The organism is Nostoc commune NIES-4072, from assembly GCF_003113895.1.
GTDB lineage: Bacteria > Cyanobacteriota > Cyanobacteriia > Cyanobacteriales > Nostocaceae > Nostoc > Nostoc commune.
Genome location: NZ_BDUD01000003.1, coordinates 1 through 22,526 on the forward strand (window position 1 = coordinate 1; position 22,526 = coordinate 22,526).

A 22,526-nucleotide genomic window follows, 5' to 3' on the forward strand; every position below is an offset into this window, starting at 1 on the left:
ATTGTTGGTAATTTAAGCCGTCCCCGCAAAGACCCGTTGATTATTTCTTTGGATGAATTACCATCAATTAAGCTAGACCGCTTACCGCAGTGGATTAATGAATATCGTTCTAATGGTGCCTGCTTTATTCTGGGTATCCAAAGTTTAGAGCAACTTTACGATATTTATGGGGATAAAATGGGGAGTGCGATCGCTTCTGCTTGCAGTACCCATGTCTTGTTTAATCCTGGTAATTACAAAACGGCTGAGGATTACTCTAAACGCTACGGTGAGAAGGAAGTGCTGATTAAAAATCGTACCACAGGGCGATCGCTTGGCGGACAAATGAGCCGTTCAATTAGCTGGAGTGAGAATTTGCAAAAAATGCCTGTAATCAGTGCTGACGAAATTTTGAAATTTCCTCAAGGCAAGTGCGTAATTACCAGTCCTGGTTACAGTTCCGAGGGACAAGCTTCTATTCCTTATCCTTTAATTATTCCCGTGTCTAAAGCCGATGAAAAACGGGCGCATGATAGTGAGGCTCTTTGGGACACACAAGTTAAACCTGCTTTAGAAAGTCAGGTGATAATTCCTGATATTAAAACTTTAACACAAGCATTACATGAACGGATTGAGTCAGCCGCGCGGATGTTGCCATTACCAGAAGAAGATGTAGCACCTGCACATGAGTCTAGTAGTAGCGAACCTGATGTTTTGGACAATTTTACTAGGCGAGTTTATCAAACACCAGGATTGCATTAAATTTTGACACAATATTGTTAGCAAAGCTCCTTGCGGAGCGAGGCAGGGGAAGTGCTTTATTTCATGCTTAACGAGCGCCTGCTACGTAACCGGCTTGATATAACTCCTGAATTATTTTAGTCCAATATGATTTTGCCAAACTTCTGTTATAAATCTTTTAAATTCTTCCATAATTAGCGGTAAATCACTATCAATTTCTTGGGTTTGTTGCTCATTTGTCATTGGACGAAACAGACGACGGCCTCGACTATCAAAACCAATTTTATCTGCAACTGCCATAAAGATTGAGTAATCTTCTGGTATTGGTAAATCCCCACCTTTGCGCTGAAGAATCAAAAAGCTGGTGATAATTCCCAATCCACATTCTACCTTAAAGTTCTCTGTAGGTAACTGAATGGAAGCAATTAGCAAAGCCATGTCTTCTAATAGCCATCGGCGAAAGTGTGCTTGGTTAGATGAAGAAAGAATTCCATTAGACACCAAAATACAGACTATTTCACCAGGTTGCAATTGATTTAAACACTGTTCTACAAATAAGCACTCTTGTTCTGCTTGGGTTTTCAACTTGGATGTAATCACGTAGCTTCCATCTGCGTGTTTTATCCATTTATAAGCCATCTCAAATCTGGCTAGTTCGGAATCGGAAGTGAGATTAATTTTGCAATAGGGAGGATTGGCAAGTGCTACAGTAGGCAAGGAAATTGGCAGAGGAGGATTACTGACACAATTTTGAAATAGTTGTTGCCATTCAGTAATTTTAATTTGCATCAAAATAAACTTCCTTGCAACATATTTTCTGCTTTGTCCATCGCCATTGCTCCCACCTACCTTGATATTCATCATCTAATTTCAGTAGTTTTGATAGTAGCCATCCATATTCAAAATTTGATTTGAGTACCATTGGAGTTATCTGTAATAAGCATTTGCCAATGGCAGAGGCATTAGCCTCTTAAATCTTGACTTCTGTAATAGCTTCTAAATTGACCATTGACGATAACTCAGGAATGACTATGTTTGATTGTGATTTTTCATCTTGAGGTTTAGTCAGTAGTTTAATTAACCATTTTTCAGTCTGCATCTGCTCCTTTTTATTCCAGCGTACATTTAATCTTTGGGCTGGTTTCACAGGATGTAATGCTAAAATTACGATTTGTATTTGGTTAGGAATAACTGAGTATTGTCTAGCCGTAGTCCACAACTTTACCCGGTCTTGCCAGCTTAAGTAGGGATAGCGTATAGCCCATTCATAAAGCCTGGGAATACCTTGTTTAAATGCTATATTTGTTAATACTTGAATAAAGTATTTGTCGTTATTAATTGCAACAGGTGCAATAACTGGATTATCGACTAATAACTTTTTCCGAGATTGAAAAATTTCCGGTGCAAGTTCCTGTATTTGATCAACCCACTGAGCAATTTGAGGATAGGCATTTAATAAAGGTTCTATAGTCAGTCCTAAAAATAGTTGTTTCATCACCAAAGAGAAGTTATCTGCAACTATAGAGTCAAAGGCAGAGCGATTTGGATGATATTTTTGACTGGGTAATAGGAGTTGTTGCTGTGTTTTAGTAATTTGTTGAATATCGGCAAGATTAATTACTGGCATGGTGGAGAGAATATAACATCTCTCCCATGCAGCGGTAAGCTGCAAATTAATTATACGTACAGCCAAGATACAAGAATTAGCTGTCAATCAAGGACATACACCTATTCGTCAGGCAGTCATTGATTACAGCATATTATATTTAGAGATCGATCAGATTGTTCGGCAGTTGACTGCGATGTACTCAGCGATAGTACGGCTAATATCAGGTAAATAAAGCACATCTAATAAGAACTGTAAAATTACTGCACTAAATCTGAAGCAGTATTGTATTGTCACTATGGAATGTCAATACAATCAATCCTCTACTTCCGGCTCACCAATTGTCTTCTGTGCGCCATGACGAATATGGAGAATTCTCACCGTGGGAACAGGCTGATCTTCAAGAACCGTAAATAGAATACGATAGGTTTGCTTTCCTTGCCCGTAAAGAAGCTGACGAATTTCTTGACTAAAGAAGGCATCCTCTCGAGCGATTGGACAGCGCCGAGGCATTTCTTGCAGAGAGGCGATTGCTTTAATTAGCCCTTGATACCAGAGTTGGGCACGCTCGGCTGTAGTAAACTCAGTAAAACTTAAGAATGCGGCATCCGCTTCGGCTTTCGCAATGCTGGAGAAATCAATGCGGTACGTCATGCTTCAAGAGACAAACCATATTTCTGATTTTGTTCAGCAATGAAGTCCTCTAAACTCGAAAATTGTCCTTGCTCAAAATCATCAAGCCCACGTTGGATTCCTTTTAAAGCCTCAAAAAAATCTTGATCGTCCAAACTCAGTCCTAAAGTCAGCACCGCTAGCGCCATTTGCGAAATATCTTGTCCAGTACTTTCAGCACGCTGTCGCAGCAGTGCCTCAACTTTCGGTGGCAGATCAAGTGTAATGGACATTGTGAGTTTTCCGAGCGTGATACTGGTTTTATTATAGCGATGCCTGCTCTGGGCGTAGCTGCGACACCTCATAGATTGGGTAAAGCGGATTGCTCAAGTGTGGGAGTGCTTCAGCTACGCCCGTTGTAGACATCGCGCTAATTCTAGATACCTGTAAAATTAAGCTGCAAGCGATGGCAACTCTTAGAGACGCTACGCGTAGCAAGCTTTTGAGTAAGGGTACGCCAAAGCCAACCCTTGGAGACGCTCCGCGTAGCTTGCAACTCCTGCGGAGTTTCGCAAATCAGTAGACCGAAAACTTTTGCGATCGCTAAAAAATAGTAGTGTACGATACCGTTTTTGGGGGAATATAAAAAATCTGATTGCCTTGCCCGGATTTCTCACAAAGGTTTAAACGAGTAGCCCAAAACGCTTATGCCACTTAGACTTGAGATAAAATACGCCGTTCACATATTGTTGTGATTCGTGCAGTGTCTAAAACGCTCAAAATCTAAGCCTGATAAAGGTTTGGTAATAGCGATCGCACCGCTTGTGAGAAATGCGGGCTTGGCTCTATGATAAGGCAAAGCTAGCTAACTAAGCTCTTCCCCACACCTTTTTTCGTTCACCCCACCAGAACAATGTTCTGCTGCGATCGCTACCCTTAGCTTTTGAGATGATTTATTAGTTTTACTTATTTTAAGTTTCTCAACAAGTTTTTTCAAAAATGTATCTAAGAATACGGTTTTTTGGAGAATAATCGCATTTACAGGTATCGATCACTGAGCGATCGCAGAACTTTTCGGTCTACTGAATGTGTTCTAAATAGTCAGCCCTAGTTAAACCCAAACATTCAGAGGCTATCCCTAAGCTTTTCCAGGTGTCATCAGTCAGTCGCAAAGAACGTACTTCACGATGGGAGCAACGCGAAAAAGTGAGATCGGGGTTTAGTTCTCAATTACACCCCTATATTCTCAACAAAATCTGGTTTTTTAGTTGCGATCGCATCCTGAAACAAGCTATATACGTCCCAGATTTTAGCACCTCACAAAATCGCGTTGCTCCCCCTAATACTTACTTTGTATTTAGCACCTGAGTTTAAACGAGAACCTTACTTTTTATCGCTACCGGAAACTATTTCTACGTTTCCTTTTTTCAGTGCTTCTAATGCTTCACCTTCAGCATCTTCTTGCTTCTTAGCAGCATCTGCTTGGCTAATTAGTTTGGCAGCATTTTCTTCACTTTCAAGAATACCGAATTCAATCAACAAATCTTCTAGTTCATCCATTTCGATGGGTGTGGGAACGGCGAGATTTGTATTGTTGATAATCTTGTCTGCTAGTGTGCGATATTCATTAGCTTGGTTGCTGTCGGGTGCGTACTCATTTACAGTCATCCGACGCAATTCGGCGTGTTGCACGATGTTGTCACGGGGGACGAAGTGAATCATCTGGGTACTTAATCTGGCTGCTAAGGTGCTAATCAGTTCGTCTTCCCGGTCAGTTTTACGGCTGTTACAAATTAGCCCACCCAAACGTACACCACCAGTGTGAGCATATTTGAGAACGCCACGAGCAATATTGTTAGCTGCAAACATTGCCATCATTTCACCAGAGGTAACGATGTAGATTTCTTGCGCTTTACCTTCACGAATTGGCATCGCAAAACCACCGCATACAACGTCGCCCAATACGTCGTAGGATACGAAATCTACGTCTGAGTAAGCGCCGTTTTCTTCAAGGAAGTTAATGGCGGTGATGATACCCCGACCGGCGCAACCTACACCAGGTTCTGGCCCACCAGATTCTACACATCTGATATCCCGGAAACCGGTGATTACCACTTCTTCAAGTTCGATATCTTCCACAGCACCCCGTTCAGCAGCTAAATGCAGTACGGTAGTTTGAGCTTTACAGTGCAAAATCAAACGGGTAGAGTCAGCTTTGGGGTCACATCCGACAATCAAGATGCGTTTACCCACTTCTGCCATTGCAGCAAGGGTATTTTGAGAAGTGGTAGATTTACCAATACCACCTTTACCGTAAAAAGCAATCTGTCTAATTCTTTCGTCGGACATGATAATTTATCCTGCAATTGTTTGTTTGGTGAGTCAATCGGTTTATGAGGCATTGGTACTGTGTGCCTACCGAAGGCGTTGGCACTTTGTGCCTACCGGAGGTACTCGCGCTGTAAAATTACAGCAGTGACCTTATGTAGAACGTCATTGGAGGCGTTGGCACTTTGTGCCCACCGGAGGTGCTCGTTCTACAGCAAAAAGAGTCCGAAGAAAGAACATATTCAAGTTGTGGTCAGTTTTCGTTGGTCATTAGTCATTGTTTTTTCTGACTAATGGCTAGAGCAATAAGACATCACTCAAGGAATATTGCAAGTATTACCATCCGCTTACTTAAATGATTTCTCTAGCGGTAGTAATACCAATTGGAAAAAAGAAAGCTACAGATTCCAAGCCGGAAACTCAAATTGAAATCCGAATTACGAATTGAGCATTATCAGTTGTTGTAATCAGAAAGAAGGTTGCTCATACCTAAAGAGTGGTTGCAGCAGGATTTAAATTTACGCCAAGTTTCCCTAAATCACACAACCAACCATTGCAATCCACTCTAAACAGTCGCTACAACTTCCCCAATTTTGCTGATATCATAACCGCCAAGAATTTCAAATTGGGAGTGAACCATTCGATGTCCCAAAGTACTGAGCAACTGCTGTACTGGTGCTTCTTCTAAATATTCCTTGAGAATCACCAAATCATATCGTGACTGATGTAAAGGGATAAATCCCAGCCCAAAGGCGGTAGCGACAGATGCCGTACTTATACCTGCATCGGCAACTCCCCTGACTACGGCTTGGGCAACATCTTGGTGAGTTTTGAGTATATTGTCAAAGCCCTGAACAGCATCGAACGGTATCTGCTCCTTTTGGAGTGTTTGTTCCAAAAGCATCCGACTACCAGAACCGATTTCACGGTTAACAATAGTCGCTCCCCCAGCCACTAAGTCACTAACTGTTCTAATTCCCATTGGGTTCCCTGACTTTAACAAAAGTCCCTCCTCCCAAACACCAAGGGTAATCAGAACTGCTTCCCTCCCAGCCAGAACATCTCGAACAAAGGGAGTATTATACTCACCAGTCTCAGGATCGTACAGATGCATCCCAGCAATGTGCGCCTCACCTCTGCATAGACTGTGCAATGCAGCCATGCTATTGGCGAAGTTATATTGAACTCGCAGTTGAGGATGCCAGCGTTCGGTGGCTCTTGCCCATAGTGAAATCACAGGGGCACAACCAGCAATTACAACGGTGTTATGGAGTGTGTCGAGATTATCGTCTAAAAGACGGACTCGAACTTTATTTGTACCTGCAACACTTGTACTTTCACCATCAGCCGGAATCATATCTTGGCGAAAAGCATCCTTACCAATTAAAGGATAAGCTATCCATTGTCCTCCTACACGAGCCATGCTAACTCGTAGTTGCTGACCATTAGGAACAGGTTTAGCAAGAACTGCTTCGATTTCAGGTAAATCCCGCTCTAACCAGAATAGATCCTCAACTTGACAGCCAAGCGCTTTGGCCAAGCGAAGTGTTATGGCTACTGAGGGAGCATATAGTCCCGACTCTACACCACTAATAGTCTGACGAGTCACACTAGCGATGTTAGCCAAATCTTGTTGGCTCATGCCTAAGCGAGTTCTAATCGACTTCAAGTTATTACGGAGGTCACTATCCTGCTTCATTGGCTTTGTCTCTTAGTTTCAAAAAGCCGTAGCGGATTGGGAGCAACGCGAAAAAGTGAGATCGGGGTTTAGTTCTCAATTACACCCCTATATTCTCAACAAAATCTGGTTTTTTAGTTGCGATCGCATCCTGAAACAAGCTATATACGTCCCAGATTTTAGCACCTCACAAAATCGCGTTGCTCCCCTCGTAATTACCGTTTGCTAATGGGCGAACCAGTAAAGGTTCTAAAATTCCGTGTTCTTCAATTGATTTAATTAACTGGGCTTGTTTTTCTTGATCAAAATAACGGCGAGGTTGCTTGGCAGGAAGTTGAATTTGTTGAATAGATAATGTTTGAGAAGATTCAACACTTTTAGGATCGGTAATAAATTTTTGGGCAATGGAAGCAGAAAGCCCTTGAGTAAGTGATTGTCTTGATTTAGTCATTCAAAACCTCTAAAAATTCCTTAAATAATTGCTCAAGCTCACGCCTAGCAATTCCGGCAGTTGATCCAGATAAATCAAAGATAGTAGCATTTTGTCCGTAGCAGTCAGCAATAATCTGTCGTTGATGAAGTACATTCTCTAAAACAGTGACATTAGGCATGAGTTGAAGTACTTCAACTGCTTCATCTTTTAACTTTGTTCCTTTTACGGCACGATTAACAAACATTACGGCTTTAGGTTCTCCCCGTCGAATTCGCTGTGCTTGTTGAATTAAATGTACAGTGTCAGAAGCGCTTTCAAGGTCTATGCCCGCAGGTTGACACGGAATAATCGCTAAATCAGCAGTTAAAACTAATGCCCTGGTAGTTTCAGATAGAGCTGCCGGGCCATCAGCAACGACCCATGTATAAGACTCAACTAGCTTAGGTAACTCATCCAATAGTGCATCAGGTGCTTGAAGGACTTGGCAAGGAATGACCTGTTCTAATCGTGCGAGCCATTTAGAAGATGAGCATTGGGCATCAGCATCTACAACCAGTACAGATTCACCTCGTTTTTGTAACCATCGTGCAAGATGCACAGAAATTGTTGACTTACCTGCTCTTTTAGAGAGCTAAACATTTTACAGTGATGCCTCGGCTAAATTCAAAAGTATGAGTGAGTTGCTCTTGATTGAAGTTATAACCATCTGTTACGAAAATACTAGTATCACGGAACTCGTAAAATACTTAAAGAGTATAGCTTTGAATTTATTCAAATACTTATCTATCCACATACCAATACTTTGGTTCGTTTTTGGAACGGACAACTTGTCCACTTCTGGCACAACAGAAGCGTTAGATGCAGTTTCCAAAAAGCATTTTTCCCTAACTATAATTACGCTTTAGAATTTTTAGCATTACACATAGTTGTATAACTGCACAATACCAACAGAAGCGATCGCTGTTTCTAAAATTGCCTCACCGTTATCTAATTGGCAAGCTTTTCCTTCTACTCAAAATCCCCATATTGAGGAGGACTAGCTCCAAGCCGCTTAATCGCAAATTTCTCACAAACAATAAAAAATCAATTCACATCGCTTGATGTAAAACATTTTTTGATACATCATCAATTGAAGTTCCTTGCTACCGCTAACGCTACGCTATCCGCCAGTCGCACAAAATACCTTTTCTGTATTCTGGCGACTGACGCATGTATTCTGTTTTGATGAAATTAATAAATTATAGTACACAGTTTGATAAACTACTTTAAGTTAATTAGTAGTAATAGTGCTAATCTTGGTCAGATGCAAATAGAAGAAATTTTAGCCCAACTAGAAAATAACACTAAGGAATTTCCTCGTTTAGCGTTAGAAAGAGCCATTGAAGAGCGAGAAACCATTACATCTATATTAATAGAAATTTTAGACAAACTGAGTAACAATTTAGAAGAGCTACTAGAAAAATCAGACTATATTTTACATATCCATGCTTTATATTTACTGGCACAATTTAGGGAAGTAGCAGCATATCCTGCAATTATCAAGTTTTTTTCAGTTCCTGGGGATGTGGCATTAGATGTAACTGGAGATATAGTAACTGAAGATTTATGCAGAATACTTGCTTCTGTTAGTGGTTCAAATATTGAGCCGATAAAGCAACTCATAGAAAATCCAGAAGCCAATGAATATGTAAGGGGTGCTGCATTAGAAGCATTATTGGTTTTAATAGCTCAAGAAGTCATTACTAGAGAACAGGTGATACAATATTATGCCAAGCTGTTTTCTACTTTAGATAAAGAAGATTATTATATCCAAACTACTTTAGTAACCAATAGCGCACAGCTTTGTGCAGTCGAACTGCAAGAACAAATAGATCGGGCATTTGAAGAAGAATTGGTTGATTTGTTTTTTATTGACCAAGAAGATGTAACCCGGATTTCTCACAAGCAGTAAAAAATCAATTTACATAACCTGATGTGAGACATTTTTTTGATACATCATCAATGGAAACTTAGACGGGGAGGTAAATTAAGTATAAAATCGCAGTTATCAAGATAAAATAATCACTATATTTTTATTAGTAATGAAATCGAAATGCTCTGTTCATAACAATTTTGCATTACAAAACCAGACTTGGATAAAACCAAGCCCAAAGTATCATTAATTAGAGATTCAGAAAATGCACCTTGACTTGACATTAAGCGGTATTCGGGAGCATTTTTAAGCATCTGTAAGCAGCACCAAAGAGGGAGCAACGCGATTTTGTGAGGTGCTAAAATCTGGGACGTATATAGCTTGTTTCAGGATGCGATCGCAACTAAAAAACCAGATTTTGTTGAGAATATAGGGGTGTAATTGAGAACTAAACCCCGATCTCACTTTTTCGCGTTGCTCCCCACCAAAGATATGTTTGGAAGGACTTGAGCTACTAATCGCAATTAAAATTCGGCGTGCGCTGACAGTAATTAGCGCTCCTAACTTCAATAATTTGGTACGTATAGTTCCAACTTGAGCGTTTTGTAGTTCCGTCCTTGCCAAACATTGCGATCGCAATGCATTCATCAAAACGTAAGCTATAGAAGAAAACCATAAACGTAATTGATTTCCTACAAATGTGTGTGTACTGGTTCTATCACTAAAAAGTTCCAATTGTTGTTCCTTAAAGCGATTTTCCATCTCGCCTCGCTTACAATATTTTTGTGTGTATAGTTGACTTGGTGATACTTTATTGGCAAGAAGAGAAGTTACAACAAAACGAATATTAGTCCCCTTCGCTCCATACTCAAGTTTCGAGACAACACGACGACTACGACTCCAAGAATCACCGAAACAGTGCTGAGTGCTGAGTAACGAGTGCTGAGTAAAAAAAGTAATAAGCGCACTCAGCACAAAAGGTTTGAAGCCCCAGCATGCGGTATGGAAAAACAAAAAAAGATTTATTTCGAGATGCGTAGCACGAGAAATAATGCGTCCTTACTTCAATCCCCTAGATTTATCTATGGGGTTACTCAGCACTCAGCACTCAGCACTCAGCACTCCTGAAGAGTTTGGTAGTCTAAAGACTTATACCAAATTGAGTTCTCAATCAGTTCAGATGCAAGTTGAGGCAGTTCTTCATCTGGAATAAATAGAGTTTCTAAAAATGAAACTATTGGTGACAGTTTTTGCTCAAACTCGTTTTCAGCCTTACTTTGTGTCGCTATAGTCATCTGAATTAAACGACTATTTTGCGCCAATCCAAAAACGTAATCAACTCCGGTTTGGGACTCACACCATCCCATGATATTTTCCCTGGAATAGGCACTATCTCCACGTACTAAAATCTCAACATTTTTCCATTTTTGACGTATTTGTTTAATAACTCTCTGTAATTCTTCTAAGGCTCCTCCTGCTGGGTCTACATTAGAAGGGCGAAGTTTGGCTGCCAATAAGTGTTTTCCACAAAAAATATAAAGTGGAGCATAACAGTATCCTCCATAATAACTATTGAGATTTAATGTACTCTTTCCTGCTAGAATAACTGGTTCATTTTCTAGTCCAATTGTTTTTCCTAATGCTAGAGCAAACATCGGGTCATGACCCCGGATTTCTCGTGGTCATTCAAGTCTTCGTATCCCATGACTAACCCGTATATTCTTTGTCTAATTAGGTTTTCTATCAAATGGTCAATCCGATTTGGCTTTCGGTAATCTTGGAAACACTGTGCAAACTGTGATGTGATTTGCAGTTTTCTGTCTATTTCAGCAATTAGGCTTAATCCGGCATCGGATGTTACTTGTCCACCCTGGAAATTAACTACAACCGGGCGTGACTTTTCAACTGAGAATTTGAATTGTTTTGGTGTACGATCTGTTAATACTGGGGTCATGCTTTATAGCTGCTGAAATGCTTATCCTATATACATTGTCGCAGTTTTTGACCCCTTTTTTTATCTCTTTGTGAGAAATCCGGGCTCAATAGACAAAGACTTGACCGCACCATCCGGCAACCAGATATCAGCGAACTTACTACGGTTGCAACCTTTGTGATCTGTGAAATGCGACCGCAGAATGGTATTAGCAGGCTGCGACCCTAGCTTGTACTTGGGTAACTTGCGCCCCCCAACCCGTTCAATCAACAATGGTGTTGGCGCATTCCCGGCTAAAAATTTCTCCAAAGCTTGCCGTTGTTTAGGGAGTAGTTGGGAATCGGTCATGGTGGGGATGAGATGCGCGATACCTTCGGCACACTTCGTGAACGCCTCGTACCAACTGCAAGGTTTAGCTCCCGAAGGTAAGGCAACGCGACAACCTCTACTGGCAACCAGAACTAACCGCCGCCGCGCCTGGGGCAGTCCAAAATCAGCCATATTCACCACGCTGCAATCGACCGAGTACCCCTCTTGCTCCAAAGCTGACAGGATAATACTGAAACTCTGACTGTTCTGATAGCGCGGCACATTTTCGAGCGTAAACACCCGTGGTTGCAACTGTCGGATGGCTTCAGCTACTGCGATCGCTGCACTCAAATCGTCAGCCGTTTCAATGCCTTTTCCTGCCTTAGCTGTGTGAGCTTGGCTGAAGTTGGCACATACTGGGGAGGCATGGAGGTAATCGGGGCGGCGGGGAAAACCTAGAAATCCTAACCGTGCTATTTCTTGGACTGTTAGTTGGATTATTCTACAGCCATACTCGCTAAAGTTGCGGTGATGATTGAGAGCGATCGCCCTGCTCAAGTCTGGTTTTGTGGGGTCGAACTCCACTGCAATGACTGGGCGAATCCCGGCTTGCACCATCCCCGCTTCTATCCCGCCGCCACCTGCGAAAAGTACTATGGCGATCGGGGCATCATCTGGCAGAACTGGTTTTTTATCTGTGTTATCAAAATTTTTGCAGACATCTAATTTTAGTGATGTTTTTTTGGATTTCGCTTTTTTGATAAAAGCGATGATATTCTCTCGTGTTGCCCCTTCCTGTTGCATTGAGCGAATTATAGAGACAGCGCCAGGGGGAATTGAGCCGATACTTCGTCCAATACACACTCCATCAACTCGTTCTTCCCAGTTAAAACCCCATCGCCACTGAGTCGGGTTGTCTGGGTCACGCTCACATATAACTCGTGGGTAAAAGACTATTGAACCATCAAGTAGCTTTTTCTTTTCGAGGTACGGGTATAGGCATCCTTGGCTATGCAGTTGTATGCTTTTAAGGTCGTCCTCTAAGAATTTTTCGGGTATTGCAGATAACTCAGCTATTACTGATTTAGTCATGCAGCCACCTCCATGACCAAATCATCGGGTACTTCAAAAATCCCCAACCGCCCAATATAAGGAATCGGTATAATCTCGCGTGGATTCTCCAGATGCCAATGGTATTGCCCAGCCATCCCCCAGCCAGATGCAACTTGTGAGAACTTGCAATCTACTATTGTGACAATGCCAATAACTTGACCGCGACGTAGAGAGATTAATTCTGGGATTACTACCCCCATCCCTTGGCAAAATTCTCTTGCTAGCTGGTACTCTTTCTTGGTACAGGTTTTTGCAGCATGAATGAGAATATCACCCCGGTAATTGATGGGCCAGCCTCGGTTTTCAACATTTTTGAGAGCATAAATAATTGCCCATGCCCAAGGCTGACGAACTGAAAGTGCTTTCATGGGTTTTAAAACTCCAGCAATTGAATGTATGCGTCTTTCTTCCGCGATCGCTGGATGTGGATGTAGCTTTGAACGCAGTCCGTTGCAGATTGTGGCGATAGCTCCAAGTTCTATTAGGCTTGAGAGAAATTATGTTTGTGTCATCATAGAAAAGGGTAAAAGGTGGAGTTGAAAGGGATTATGACTTCTTCAAGTCAGCCAGAAAACATCAGTAGTAGATTAGATGACATTGATACTCGCCTGGAAGAACTAGGTGACGAACTAGATTTAATTCGCACAATACAAGACGGCAGTCGCAGAGAAACACGGAGTAACTCACAAACTGTTGCTCGATTAGAGCGCACAGTAAGGGAACTAAGTGATATTGCTCGTTTACATCAAGAAGGCTTGCGTATTGCACAACGTGAAGCCGAACGCGATCGTCTTGAGTTTCGAGAAGCTCAACAGGAGTTTCGAGAAGAAATCCGCCGAATTTGGGAATATTTACGCGATCGCAACGGCGGCAGCAGTACACCCAATTAATTAACTCCATCGCCTTCACCTCGCCAAGTTCAAAAATTTCGATGTAGATAAGTCGCACAACATGGTCGCAGTGCCGAGTTTACCGTAAAGGCGGTTTTTCTCAACAATCAACTCAATAGTGCGTTCTCGCTTCGAGTTGCCGAAGGCATCGCTTGGGTCTTTTGTGTAGACAGCATCGCGGTAAAGCATGATTAACTGGTCACAAACCTCAAAGATTTCGCCAGAGTTACGAAGTAAATGACGATTGGGGCGTTTATCAGCCGTTGTTTGATTCCCCCGATTAATTTGACAACCTAAGAAAACAGGGATTTTGTGAGACTTGGCAATATCCCGAATCTGACGGGTAATCTTGCCGACTTCAAAAGCCATGTTTCCGCCGGATTCCAAAGGAATCTGTTGCAAGTAATCAATAAACACAGCCCCAATAGAACCACCGAATTCGGCAATGGCACGGCGCACAGCAGAAGCGATCATTGTGGTTGTAGGGGAGGAATGCTCGTAAACCTTCCAAGGCAGTTCCACCATCTGTCCTATGCCTTGTGCTATTTGTTCCCAGTAACATTGAGTATTGGTTTGAATCATAGAAGCGTCTACGCCTGTGATTCGAGCTAGCATTCGGGCATTGAGTTGATTCTTATCCATTTCTGGAGTTACATACAGAACTGGCTTTCCAAGTTTGGTCATGATTTCGTAAGCATAAGAAATCATGAAGTGGGTTTTGCCCATGTGGGATTCAGCAGCTACTACAACTAAGCTGCTGGGGTAAATGCCACCGGTGATATTTTCCAAGTCGTACCAACCAACTTTGTCGCCTGCCATATTCCCCATCTCCAGCTTTTGAAAAAGTTCAATGCCCATGTCTTGTGCTGAGAAAACCAAAGAGCGTTCATCGCTTTGATTTTGAGTTACAGTGAAAACTTTCGCCTCAGCAAGTCCAAGGACAAGTGGTAGTTCAGTCTGCGTCTCGTAACCGAGTTGAACAATTTCATTGCCCACTTTGATTAGCTGCCGCCGTCGATATTTCTCCATCACCAAATCAGCCAAAGCATCAATGTTGACGGCTGATACAGTGCGGTCTACCAGAGTCGCTAACTTGTTTCTGCCACCAACGCGATTAAGCAGATTGTGGTCAGCCAACCATGAGGTGACGCTTAGTAAATCTGTAGGTTGGTATGTAGCATGAAGCTGGACTGCGGCTTGATAAATATCTTTGTGAGCGCTGATGTAAAAGGCTTCAACGCTTAGGCGATCGCTGATTCTGGTTATTGCTTCTGGGTCGAGCATAATTCCCCCCAAAATAGCAACTTCCGCTTCGATATTTTGTGGAGGCAAGTTGTCAAGTGACCTATCAGGGTGAAAAGAAACTACGTTGTCTTGATTGCTGTACATAATCATGCTCTAGCGTGCTAATTTTAACTGCGCTTCAACTTCTCGCAAATTCGTGGAAGAGGGTCTGGTGTTGCTCGGAACTTTTGGGGAAGAAACTGCGGCTTGAAGTTTCGCTTTTAGCTCCAGCATTTGTGGGCTGTGTTGATAATCATTGGATGGAACCCGAATGGATTGCTCTTGCTGACGGCGTATCCGGTCTTGTGCCAAGGCATCTTCGAGCGAACTGTTAGTGGTGTTTTTTACTTTGTGAGCCAAAGCAGTATGCTGTTGAGGTAGGGGTTGTTTTTCTGTTTGCAATGCTTGGTGATAACGCTGCATCAGGTTCGTCCACCCCCCTTTGGTTTTCTCCCAGGTGTTCATGACTGCGATCGCATGATCTATTTCCTGTCGTGCGGAGCGTTTCGATTTAGTGGCTAATTCAGCAGCCAGGAAGTCCACGACTATCGGGTTGAAGTTCTGGTACAAGTTATTCAGCTTTCGCTCTCCATTGCGCCAAGGTAAAACCCAGCGATTCCACTTGATTGAGTCTCTAACAAGCAGTGGGACAGAATCATCACTCATAACAGTTGGGTCTGTTAGCCAGGCATCAATCAGTTCTTTCACGTTCCGGGCTGTCTTGTAGGGACAGGTTAGTTGCGGTTTATTCGATTGTTCGGATTTGTCGAACGACCCCGCCGCAATAGTTGATCCTCTTGAGGGGTTATCGGTTTGTTGCGAAGACTCGGAATTTTTTAACAACAAAGCGGGTTGTTGTGGGGTTGGTTCTTCGAGTTCAATTTCTTCCGGGAGCAACGCGAAAAAGTGAGATCGGGGTTTAGTTCTCAATTACACCCCTATATTCTCAACAAAATCTGGTTTTTTAGTTGCGATCGCATCCTGAAACAAGCTATATACGTCCCAGATTTTAGCACCTCACAAAATCGCGTTGCTCCCGTTGCTTCATGCGCGATACTGGGGGATGACAACATCAACTGGCGACCATCGCAGTTTGGGTACGATTTGTTTGGTTGTACGGTTGATTTTCAGTTTCCTGTAATCAAGCTGCTAGACTATAAACATTGGTTGTCGGAGCTAGAAGCCAGTCGTAACCCCTTTGCTACGGTGGTAATGGCTCACGAATGCAGCAGTGCAAACCCGCAGTAATAGGTCGCAAAGGAAACAATCAAAACTGAATTTAGTGCGTCGGTTGTATGAGCAAGGATTTGAACGCGAGGCTGTTGTTAACCTTTTGGCTTTTATTGACTGGATGTTGACGCTACCATTAGATTTAGAGCGAGAATTTCAACGGGAAGTAGAACAATTAGAGGCAGAACAACGTATGCAGTACGTGACATCATTTGAGCGAATTGCCCGAATGGAAGAATTGGTGGAAGCAATAAAATTAGGCTTGGAACTCAAGTTTGGCCCTGAAGCATTAAACCTAGTGCCAGAAATTTCATCGTTGGAAGACGTTGAACTATTAAGAGCAGTGAGAAATGGGATAAAAACAGCAACTACAGTCGATGAATTGCGTCAAATATACCAGTCCTCTACAACTGACAATCTGCTAGAAAATTAGCATTGAAGAATTTAATATTTAGTTTTCTAGGTTCAGTACACTTTAAGTGCTTAAATTAGTTCTAATTAAGCACTTAACGAAGTATCTCCATCACGTTCCTCAACAGGCTGATCAAACTTCAGAGCCTCATCACCCCAACAATCCCAGCCGTCCCTAGACTCGCGTGCGAACATCTCCAGTTTGGTTATGTCTGGACACAGTCAGTAGATCACAAACTTTTCCCCCAAGAGCGATCGCTAGAAAATTTTGTAGTCTGTAATACTTTTTATCAGCCACCGTTTAAGCAAGTATGTTGGTTATCTATAATATTTGCTTATATCCAGGCGATAACTTAGTTTCTGAGAACTAACCCGATGGAAGATAAATGCTTTCAACGACTTCATGTATTTTTTCAACAGCTTGACGTAAGAAAGCCAACATTTGTTTGAGGCTAAACAGTTTACGGTAAATTAATCGTCCACCTTTCCTGGGTTGACTAATTTTTGCCCAGATGATATCTAATATCGTTACCAGACGGAACTTTTTTCCAAGTTTTAGCTGTATTTTCAATACTGTCTCCACTACTAGCAGCTTTTATTAAAATCTCAAATAGAGTTTTTTGGTCGCAGACACCAGTAGTTTCAATGGAGAAATTTTCTGACTCTACACTTACGACGCTGTTGGTCGTTTGCACGATGCCCAACTTGCTCGCATGGGGGGGGATTTTACTCCAACCTGTAATGATGCCACCGCGTACAAATCGCACTGATTTGGTGCTACTAATTGACCAGGAAGGCTCGATGGTGCCGTTTCACGATTTATCGCGGCAGTTGGTGGAAACGGCACAACGGGGAGGACGATTGAGAACAACCAATGTATTTTATTTTCACGACTACCCTGACGAATACTTATACCGTCATCCGGCAATGCTTGATGCCAAGGCTGTTTCTGAAGTGTTGGAGCAAATTGGCGACCGAGCGGCAGTATTAATTATTAGCGATGCTGGCGCAGCACGGGGGAATTTTGACCAAGAACGGGTTGATAATACTAAGGCATGGATTGAGCAATTACAGCAATCAGTGCGTTATTTTGCTTGGCTCAACCCGATGCCTACTGAATGCTGGCGGCAAACTACTGCTGGGGAAATTGCTCGTTTTGTGCCGATGTTTGAAATGAGTTCGCAGGGAATGAATGCGGCAATTAGTGTGTTGCGGGGTCGATATATTGTATGTAGTAAAAGAGTTGGATGAATCTTTATGCTTTTAGAGTTAAGACAATTGAGGATTCAACCGGGACAGCAACTGTTACTTGAGGACGTTAGCTGGCAGCAATTTGAAAATATTTTGGCGGAATTAGGAGAACATCGCGCTGCCAGAATTTCTTATAGTCATGGTTTTTTAGAAATTATGGTTCCCTTACCCGAACATGAAAAAGCCAAAGAAATTATTGGCGATATAGTCAAAATTTTACTGAATGAACTAAGTATCAATTATGATGCTTTAGGTTCAACCACCCTAAAAAACGAAAAAATGAGTCAGGGAGTAGAACCGGATACTTGTTTTTACATTCAAAATCAAGCGGCAGTTATTGGTAAAAATCGCATAAATTTAAGTGTAGACCCACCCCCAGACTTAGCCATAGAAATTGATTTAACTTCTCGCACGCTATTGGATAATTACCAAATTTTGGGAGTACCAGAACTTTGGCGATATGGAAAACAAGGCTTACAAATTAACGTCTTACAAGGTGGAAAATATGTAGAGTCAAATTTTAGTCCTACTTTTCCAGATATTCCGATAATTGAGCTAGTAAATCAATACGTCCAGCAAAGTCAAGTTGTTGGTAGCAGCCAAGCAATTCAAGCTTTTAGAAATTGGCTGCGGGATAATATTTAATTGTGCCTAATAATTCTTTAATGGACAACACTTGGCGGTCGATGGCTTGGTTGTCGCTCTGATTGCCCATATCCTCAATAGAGACAGTATAAATTATCCGTCTTTCCAGCCCCCTGCTGACTAGCGATCGCCTATTCTTTTCCGATTTCACATACTGCATTTATTGTCTTTTTTGTCAATGCGTAAGTTCTGATTCCCTCATGAAGGTACTGCTTCCGCCACGCCTGTTGCCCAAAATGAAGAATGTTTAAGTTCAGCGATCGCTAATCAGATACAGGGGCAAGCAGAACAAATTAATCCCGCTTCGTTGATGGTTGAAAATTCAGTTTCGGGTGTAGAAATCAAAGCAGTTGATGAGAGTGAAAGTTCCGCGCCACCCGTGTCACAAACTGAAAAATGGTCGCATGAGGCGATTGTTGCAAGGGCAAATATGCGACCGGAGCGGATGCAGAAACTGAAAGTTGCGGCGAATTCAGGGCAGAATCCGGGGTTTGATTTTTTGCAGGAGTGTTGGAGTGATGATCCTGCTTTGCAGATTGTGATCAAGAAGCTGCTGGTGAAGTTTCCGCAGTGGGGGTTGGTGGCGGCGGATGGTGGGCTGGTGAAGTGGGAGGAGTAGCGATCGCTCTGTGCTATAAAGATTTCTTAGCAGGATTAGTATAAAATTTGCTCCAACTCAATCATGTAATTTGAAATACTCCAACAGAAATTAGCTGTGATAGCAAGCCTAAATCTGGTATAAAAGATGTGAGAAAAATCGTCGTGTTAAAAAACTTGAACTATATTATCTTCGGCGAAAAGAATGTAAAATGAATGCAATTGATAAACATCTAAAAGATTACAGTCGTTTCTAGATTTAGATGTAGTCCTCGCGTTCCTGATGTTTTTTGAAAAATAGACCACTAGGAGTCATAAAGCATGATTTATAGGGAAAATAAAACTTTTCTGGTGAGCAAGTTATGACTTATTCAAAAACAGTTAATTTAAATAGTCAGGGTTGGTACTTAGGCACAAACCCTTTAACTTTGTTAGGTACATGGACTAACGATGCAGATGTAGTTAGAGTCAAGACTACTTGTATTTATGGTATCCAGGTTCTCTCCACCAATATTACTGTAAATACTTTAGGAGGTAACGACACTATTACTGGCACTAGTACTAGCACAAAAATTGATAGTGCGGGCATCTTTAATAATGGCATCATCGATACCGAAGATGGTAAAGATATCATCTGCGGTATTAGCACTAGTACTAAAAATCGTAGTAATGGTATCCGTAACAACGGCACCATCAATACTGGTAACGATAACGACACTATTATTGGTAATGGTAGTAGCGTTAACCTTGGTAGTAATGGTATCCGCAACGATGGCACCATCAATACTGGTAACGGGAACGATACCATGATTGGCACTGGTGACTCCTTAGTAGGCATCTTGAATTACGACGGCATCATCGATACAGGAGATGGCAACGACACCATCACTGGTATTGGCAGTAGCGGTATCTCTAACCTGTCCGGCACCATCAAGACCGGAGATGGCAACGACACTATCACTGCAACTGGCACTAAAGACACTGGCTTTCAAAACTATTTTGCTACCACTGATACTGGTAACGGGGACGATACAATCACTGTCACTGGCAGATTCATTGGACTGAATGGCGGCGGTATCTATACTGGTAACGGGAACGATACAATCACTGCAACTGGCACTAAAGATACTGGTATCTTTAGTACACCTAACAGCTTTATTAATACTGGTGATGGGAACGATACAATCACTGGCACTAGCAATAATACAGGTATCACCAGCTTAGGAATCATTGATACTGGGGAAGGTGAAGACATTATTATTGGACAGGCTACAGCAGCAAATGGTGGTGATGCCCACGGAATTTTCGGAGACGGAACAATCAAAACTGGCTCTGGCAACGATCAAGTCACTGCAATTAGCAGCATAGATGAAGTTCAACAGAAAGTCTCTATTGGTGGTGGAATTACTATTGAGTTAGACAGTGGTAATGACTGTTTCAAAGGGTTTGGTAGTGGAACTGTTAATGGCGGAACAGGTTTTGACACACTAGACCTGAGTGTTTTCAATCGCTCTCAACTAGTTATTTCTGGTATAAGCTCAGATAATACCCTAAACTCGGCTAATCTCACCTTCAATAACAATGGAGATGCTATTACCCTTTCTACAACTGGGTTTGAAAGTTTTATCTTTGCCGATAGCGCTTTGTATTACAGCAGTTTGGCAAACGCAGCATAAGTAAAGCTTTTTCTAGCCTCGTCTGAAAACTACCACCTAGTGATTTACCAACCCAATTTTGCCGTGTAGATCGAGCAGGGGAAGCAGAGGGAGTGTGACACGCCATGCTGTCTGTACCGTTATTTCTTTCTGTATCAACCTAGTGGACTTTAGTAGCAGTTCTGAATTCCCACTGGTTGCATTCTGACGGATCTATTCACAATAGCTGAATTCTTCTTCAATCATTCTGAAAATTGTAACAATTCGCCAAAAATCTACATAGATTATAGTGGTATAATTTTTTTGTATTTGTCAGCGTTTTTCTCAACTCTTATTTTAACAAAAGTATTGAATCCTTAAATAAAATTTAAAACTCCCATGAACAAAATATCGCTTAACTACAAAGCCTCAATTATTCCTCTATTAGGTGCAATAATAGTCACCAACGGATTTTTCTCCACAGTATCGGCGCAAAATATTTCTGCTCCAGACACTACTGATTCTGTTGCCGCCACTGTCGAAAATCAAGAGTTTCCCCAATGGGGATATTACACGGTACGGAGAGATTTTCGCAGATGTGCTTCTCCAATATGCGGTGGATATTTCATTAAGCAGGTAAACTTGAAAGCTACTCCTTGCTTAGATGGTATTTTTCGCTCCGAATGTTATGTGTCTGCAATTGATTGGAGTTCCCTGAAAGTCCCACCTTCCCAACTGGTAAAAATTCAAAATGATAGTGGTAGCCGTGTGATTCTCAGAGGTAATATCGTTCCAGTAACATTTCCTCGATTCGGTGAATTTGGGAATTTGAGAGTAAAAGAAGCTTTCTATGCCGCGACAAATGCTCCAGCAAAAGGTACTTTTGTGGCACTAAAAGACAATGGCATTCGTTGCATCACAACTCCTTGCTTCTCCACAGATAATCTGGTTCTAAATAAGCCGAAGATTTCTCAAGTTTCGTCAATCGATTTGAGTCAAACGAGTGCAACACAAAAACAACTTGACGCAGCAACAAGCGAAATTTTCGATCAAGGTTTGATTGCTGTAGGTAAAACTGAGGTAGTAGAAAACGTAGATCCAACCAAGAGAGATACTAAGTTTGTGGCTACACAATTTTATTTGAGAGTGGAACCGAACTAAAGAAATAAGGTTATCTTTGCCACTGGCTCATCCTAAAACTGTGCGATCGCCTATCTCAAAGAAGCGTTACGCACTTGGAAGGGAGTCAAGTCAACGGAAGCCGTGTTTGTGGCAGCTTGCAAGGAAGGGAGGAAGCCGGAGGCACAACAGGCCAAGTCTACTGTGATCGCTCCCTTTAAGTGGGCGAGGCGGCAAAGGATTGTAATTGGGCTGTCTGGGAAAACTGTATAGGGTGGCCGCCGAGATACGTGCAAAATGGGACACGTTGTAAAGTTTTGTAAAGAAAGACGGTTGAAATCATTGATTTGTAGAGATTTTGAACCAAAACTAGGTTCAGTCGAGCCAGAAATTTTGGAAGCGATCGGGAGATAGTTCTGTGTAGCGAATAGTGTGTTGAATATTCTTGTGTCCCAGATAAGCCTGAATAGCTCTAGTGTCATAACCTCTAGATGCCAGATAAAACCCACAGGCATGACGTAACATATGCGGATGCACCGATAACGCTAACCCAGCAAGAATGCCAGCACGACTAATAATGTTAAAGGCTGTGGCAGCAGCCATCGGGGTACCACGCTCAGAAACAAACAGGTAAGGGGAATTAGGATATGAGCGTTGTAGTTGTCGCAGCCACCTCAACTCTTTGGCACGTAACGGATGCGTTGAACTGATACCATGCTTGAGTCGATTGACATAGATCGTGCCACTAAAAAAATCTACCTGCTCCCATCGCAGTGCTACTAATTCTGATACCTGGAGACCGTGACGATAAGCCAGTAGAA

At 42.1% G+C, this 22,526-nt stretch carries 27 protein-coding genes and 4 pseudogenes; 12 read left to right on the forward strand and 19 right to left on the reverse strand.

The window, feature by feature from the left end; genetic code table 11:
- Window positions 1-741 (forward strand): type IV secretory system conjugative DNA transfer family protein (locus tag CDC33_RS36235; RefSeq protein ID WP_146195931.1); only part of this gene is annotated, 741 nt, incomplete at its 5' end.
- Window positions 742-852: 111 nt separating this feature from the next.
- Here CDC33_RS36235 and CDC33_RS36240 read toward each other — a convergent pair.
- The 4 genes from CDC33_RS36240 to CDC33_RS36255 all read right to left on the reverse strand — a co-directional run bounded on the left by CDC33_RS36240 (window position 853) and on the right by CDC33_RS36255 (window position 3,231).
- Window positions 853-1,584 carry an N-6 DNA methylase gene (locus CDC33_RS36240; RefSeq protein WP_244919568.1) on the reverse strand — a complete coding sequence of 244 codons (732 nt, stop codon included), beginning with the start codon at window positions 1,582-1,584 and terminating at the stop codon, window positions 853-855.
- Between the two features lie 106 nt (window positions 1,585-1,690).
- A complete protein-coding gene (locus tag CDC33_RS36245; protein ID WP_244919569.1) occupies window positions 1,691-2,392 on the reverse strand; it encodes a hypothetical protein in 702 nt (233 codons plus the stop codon).
- Window positions 2,393-2,641: 249 nt separating this feature from the next.
- A complete protein-coding gene (locus CDC33_RS36250; protein WP_109013393.1) occupies window positions 2,642-2,980 on the reverse strand; it encodes a type II toxin-antitoxin system RelE/ParE family toxin in 339 nt (112 codons plus the stop codon).
- Window positions 2,977-3,231, reverse strand: coding sequence for a hypothetical protein (locus tag CDC33_RS36255; protein WP_094333544.1), 255 nt, complete (start codon window positions 3,229-3,231; stop codon window positions 2,977-2,979). Before CDC33_RS36255 ends, CDC33_RS36250 begins: the two co-directional genes overlap by 4 nt.
- Window positions 3,232-4,144: 913 nt before the next feature.
- Between CDC33_RS36255 and CDC33_RS39670 the strand changes: the two genes are divergently transcribed.
- Window positions 4,145-4,306: a hypothetical protein gene (locus CDC33_RS39670; protein ID WP_181374371.1), complete on the forward strand. Its 162-nt coding sequence runs from the start codon at window positions 4,145-4,147 to the stop codon at window positions 4,304-4,306.
- Between the two features lie 15 nt (window positions 4,307-4,321).
- Here the strand turns inward: CDC33_RS39670 and nifH are convergent, their stop codons facing one another.
- Window positions 4,322-5,287, reverse strand: a complete 966-nt coding sequence (gene nifH / locus CDC33_RS36260; RefSeq protein WP_109013394.1) for a nitrogenase iron protein — start codon at window positions 5,285-5,287, stop codon at window positions 4,322-4,324.
- Window positions 5,288-5,831: 544 nt separating this feature from the next.
- On the reverse strand, window positions 5,832-6,965 hold the full coding sequence (locus CDC33_RS36265) for an XRE family transcriptional regulator (RefSeq protein WP_109013395.1): 1,134 nt from the start codon (window positions 6,963-6,965) through the stop codon (window positions 5,832-5,834).
- 55 nt (window positions 6,966-7,020) lie between these two features.
- Here CDC33_RS36265 and CDC33_RS39675 point away from each other — a divergent pair, with 55 nt between their 5' ends.
- Window positions 7,021-7,173 carry a hypothetical protein gene (locus CDC33_RS39675; RefSeq protein ID WP_181374372.1) on the forward strand — a complete coding sequence of 51 codons (153 nt, stop codon included), beginning with the start codon at window positions 7,021-7,023 and terminating at the stop codon, window positions 7,171-7,173.
- Here CDC33_RS39675 and CDC33_RS41820 read toward each other — a convergent pair.
- On the reverse strand, window positions 7,132-7,395 hold the full coding sequence (locus CDC33_RS41820; protein WP_109013396.1) for a ParB/RepB/Spo0J family partition protein: 264 nt from the start codon (window positions 7,393-7,395) through the stop codon (window positions 7,132-7,134). The genes CDC33_RS39675 and CDC33_RS41820 overlap by 42 nt on opposite strands.
- Window positions 7,388-7,984, reverse strand: a pseudogene (locus CDC33_RS36275) (nucleotide-binding protein); the annotation flags it as partial. The pseudogene CDC33_RS36275 and the gene CDC33_RS41820, both read right to left, overlap by 8 nt.
- A 696-nt stretch (window positions 7,985-8,680) precedes the next feature.
- On the opposite strand from CDC33_RS36275, the gene CDC33_RS36280 reads away from it, so the two are divergent.
- Entirely contained in the window at window positions 8,681-9,328 is a 648-nt protein-coding gene (locus CDC33_RS36280; protein WP_244919571.1) for a DUF1186 domain-containing protein, read from the forward strand.
- A gap of 450 nt (window positions 9,329-9,778) precedes the next feature.
- Here CDC33_RS36280 and CDC33_RS36285 read toward each other — a convergent pair.
- The 4 genes and pseudogenes from CDC33_RS36285 to CDC33_RS36300 all read right to left on the reverse strand — a co-directional run.
- A pseudogene (locus tag CDC33_RS36285) lies at window positions 9,779-10,195 on the reverse strand (transposase); the annotation flags it as partial.
- Window positions 10,196-10,416: 221 nt separating this feature from the next.
- Window positions 10,417-11,243 (reverse strand): annotated as a pseudogene (locus CDC33_RS42075) (transposase); the annotation flags it as partial.
- 60 nt (window positions 11,244-11,303) lie between these two features.
- Window positions 11,304-12,623, reverse strand: a complete 1,320-nt coding sequence (locus CDC33_RS36295; protein ID WP_181374373.1) for a DNA cytosine methyltransferase — start codon at window positions 12,621-12,623, stop codon at window positions 11,304-11,306.
- Window positions 12,620-13,012 (reverse strand): ASCH domain-containing protein, encoded by a 393-nt coding sequence (locus tag CDC33_RS36300; protein ID WP_109013398.1) that lies wholly within the window; start codon window positions 13,010-13,012, stop codon window positions 12,620-12,622. The genes CDC33_RS36295 and CDC33_RS36300 overlap by 4 nt, the downstream gene beginning before the upstream one ends.
- A gap of 180 nt (window positions 13,013-13,192) precedes the next feature.
- Here CDC33_RS36300 and CDC33_RS36305 point away from each other — a divergent pair, with 180 nt between their 5' ends.
- Window positions 13,193-13,534: a hypothetical protein gene (locus tag CDC33_RS36305; protein WP_109013399.1), complete on the forward strand. Its 342-nt coding sequence runs from the start codon at window positions 13,193-13,195 to the stop codon at window positions 13,532-13,534.
- Window positions 13,535-13,549: 15 nt separating this feature from the next.
- Here CDC33_RS36305 and CDC33_RS36310 read toward each other — a convergent pair whose 3' ends face one another.
- Window positions 13,550-14,923, reverse strand: coding sequence for a replicative DNA helicase (locus CDC33_RS36310; RefSeq protein WP_109013400.1), 1,374 nt, complete (start codon window positions 14,921-14,923; stop codon window positions 13,550-13,552).
- Window positions 14,924-14,932: 9 nt separating this feature from the next.
- Window positions 14,933-15,748, reverse strand: coding sequence for a hypothetical protein (locus CDC33_RS36315; RefSeq protein ID WP_244919574.1), 816 nt, complete (start codon window positions 15,746-15,748; stop codon window positions 14,933-14,935).
- On the opposite strand from CDC33_RS36315, the gene CDC33_RS36320 reads away from it, so the two are divergent.
- A complete protein-coding gene (locus tag CDC33_RS36320; protein WP_109013401.1) occupies window positions 15,725-16,066 on the forward strand; it encodes a hypothetical protein in 342 nt (113 codons plus the stop codon). The genes CDC33_RS36315 and CDC33_RS36320 overlap by 24 nt on opposite strands.
- Complete coding sequence (locus tag CDC33_RS36325) at window positions 16,050-16,481, forward strand: hypothetical protein (protein ID WP_146195932.1); 432 nt, start codon at window positions 16,050-16,052, stop codon at window positions 16,479-16,481. The genes CDC33_RS36320 and CDC33_RS36325 overlap by 17 nt, the downstream gene beginning before the upstream one ends.
- A gap of 65 nt (window positions 16,482-16,546) precedes the next feature.
- Here the strand turns inward: CDC33_RS36325 and CDC33_RS41825 are convergent, their stop codons facing one another.
- The 3 genes and pseudogenes from CDC33_RS41825 to CDC33_RS42080 all read right to left on the reverse strand — a co-directional run.
- Complete coding sequence (locus CDC33_RS41825) at window positions 16,547-16,681, reverse strand: MT-A70 family methyltransferase (RefSeq protein ID WP_109013403.1); 135 nt, start codon at window positions 16,679-16,681, stop codon at window positions 16,547-16,549.
- A 145-nt stretch (window positions 16,682-16,826) separates the two neighbouring features.
- Window positions 16,827-17,030 (reverse strand): hypothetical protein, encoded by a 204-nt coding sequence (locus tag CDC33_RS38095; protein ID WP_146195933.1) that lies wholly within the window; start codon window positions 17,028-17,030, stop codon window positions 16,827-16,829.
- A pseudogene (locus CDC33_RS42080) lies at window positions 16,963-17,163 on the reverse strand (ISH3 family transposase); the annotation flags it as partial. The pseudogene CDC33_RS42080 and the gene CDC33_RS38095, both read right to left, overlap by 68 nt.
- Here CDC33_RS42080 and CDC33_RS36340 point away from each other — a divergent pair.
- Both CDC33_RS36340 and CDC33_RS36345 read left to right on the forward strand, forming a co-directional pair.
- Window positions 17,105-17,710 (forward strand): hypothetical protein, encoded by a 606-nt coding sequence (locus CDC33_RS36340; protein ID WP_219930151.1) that lies wholly within the window; start codon window positions 17,105-17,107, stop codon window positions 17,708-17,710. The pseudogene CDC33_RS42080 and the gene CDC33_RS36340 overlap by 59 nt on opposite strands.
- A 6-nt stretch (window positions 17,711-17,716) precedes the next feature.
- Window positions 17,717-18,355 carry a Uma2 family endonuclease gene (locus CDC33_RS36345; protein ID WP_109013405.1) on the forward strand — a complete coding sequence of 213 codons (639 nt, stop codon included), beginning with the start codon at window positions 17,717-17,719 and terminating at the stop codon, window positions 18,353-18,355.
- Here the strand turns inward: CDC33_RS36345 and CDC33_RS38100 are convergent.
- Window positions 18,327-18,515, reverse strand: a complete 189-nt coding sequence (locus CDC33_RS38100; protein WP_146195934.1) for a hypothetical protein — start codon at window positions 18,513-18,515, stop codon at window positions 18,327-18,329. The genes CDC33_RS36345 and CDC33_RS38100 overlap by 29 nt on opposite strands.
- Before the next feature lie 150 nt (window positions 18,516-18,665).
- Between CDC33_RS38100 and CDC33_RS41025 the strand changes: the two genes are divergently transcribed.
- The 3 genes from CDC33_RS41025 (at window position 18,666) to CDC33_RS36360 (ending at window position 21,747) form a co-directional block, all read left to right on the forward strand.
- Window positions 18,666-18,974: a hypothetical protein gene (locus CDC33_RS41025; RefSeq protein WP_244919575.1), complete on the forward strand. Its 309-nt coding sequence runs from the start codon at window positions 18,666-18,668 to the stop codon at window positions 18,972-18,974.
- 340 nt (window positions 18,975-19,314) lie between these two features.
- A complete protein-coding gene (locus CDC33_RS36355; protein WP_109013406.1) occupies window positions 19,315-20,628 on the forward strand; it encodes a beta strand repeat-containing protein in 1,314 nt (437 codons plus the stop codon).
- Window positions 20,629-20,985: 357 nt separating this feature from the next.
- Window positions 20,986-21,747, forward strand: coding sequence for a DUF6748 domain-containing protein (locus CDC33_RS36360; protein ID WP_109013407.1), 762 nt, complete (start codon window positions 20,986-20,988; stop codon window positions 21,745-21,747).
- Window positions 21,748-22,080: 333 nt separating this feature from the next.
- Here the strand turns inward: CDC33_RS36360 and CDC33_RS36370 are convergent.
- Window positions 22,081-22,526: tyrosine-type recombinase/integrase (locus CDC33_RS36370; protein ID WP_109013408.1), on the reverse strand; the 446-nt coding region annotated here is incomplete at its 5' end.

Bases quoted from the DNA above. Each gene is read 5' to 3' on its own strand.
- CDC33_RS36240 (WP_244919568.1), bottom strand. From the start codon at position 1,584: ATGATGAATATCAAGGTAGGTGGGAGCAATGGCGATGGACAAAGCAGA.
- CDC33_RS36250 (WP_109013393.1), bottom strand. From the start codon at position 2,980: ATGACGTACCGCATTGATTTCTCCAGCATTGCGAAAGCCGAAGCGGAT.
- CDC33_RS36255 (WP_094333544.1), bottom strand. From the start codon at position 3,231: ATGTCCATTACACTTGATCTGCCACCGAAAGTTGAGGCACTGCTGCGA.
- nifH (WP_109013394.1), bottom strand. From the start codon at position 5,287: ATGTCCGACGAAAGAATTAGACAGATTGCTTTTTACGGTAAAGGTGGT.
- CDC33_RS36265 (WP_109013395.1), bottom strand. From the start codon at position 6,965: ATGAAGCAGGATAGTGACCTCCGTAATAACTTGAAGTCGATTAGAACT.
- CDC33_RS41820 (WP_109013396.1), bottom strand. From the start codon at position 7,395: ATGACTAAATCAAGACAATCACTTACTCAAGGGCTTTCTGCTTCCATT.
- CDC33_RS36280 (WP_244919571.1), top strand. From the start codon at position 8,681: ATGCAAATAGAAGAAATTTTAGCCCAACTAGAAAATAACACTAAGGAA.
- CDC33_RS36295 (WP_181374373.1), bottom strand. From the start codon at position 12,623: ATGACTAAATCAGTAATAGCTGAGTTATCTGCAATACCCGAAAAATTC.
- CDC33_RS36300 (WP_109013398.1), bottom strand. From the start codon at position 13,012: ATGAAAGCACTTTCAGTTCGTCAGCCTTGGGCATGGGCAATTATTTAT.
- CDC33_RS36305 (WP_109013399.1), top strand. From the start codon at position 13,193: ATGACTTCTTCAAGTCAGCCAGAAAACATCAGTAGTAGATTAGATGAC.
- CDC33_RS36310 (WP_109013400.1), bottom strand. From the start codon at position 14,923: ATGTACAGCAATCAAGACAACGTAGTTTCTTTTCACCCTGATAGGTCA.
- CDC33_RS36340 (WP_219930151.1), top strand. From the start codon at position 17,105: ATGGAGAAATTTTCTGACTCTACACTTACGACGCTGTTGGTCGTTTGC.
- CDC33_RS36345 (WP_109013405.1), top strand. From the start codon at position 17,717: ATGCTTTTAGAGTTAAGACAATTGAGGATTCAACCGGGACAGCAACTG.
- CDC33_RS38100 (WP_146195934.1), bottom strand. From the start codon at position 18,515: ATGCAGTATGTGAAATCGGAAAAGAATAGGCGATCGCTAGTCAGCAGG.
- CDC33_RS41025 (WP_244919575.1), top strand. From the start codon at position 18,666: ATGGTTGAAAATTCAGTTTCGGGTGTAGAAATCAAAGCAGTTGATGAG.
- CDC33_RS36355 (WP_109013406.1), top strand. From the start codon at position 19,315: ATGACTTATTCAAAAACAGTTAATTTAAATAGTCAGGGTTGGTACTTA.
- CDC33_RS36360 (WP_109013407.1), top strand. From the start codon at position 20,986: ATGAACAAAATATCGCTTAACTACAAAGCCTCAATTATTCCTCTATTA.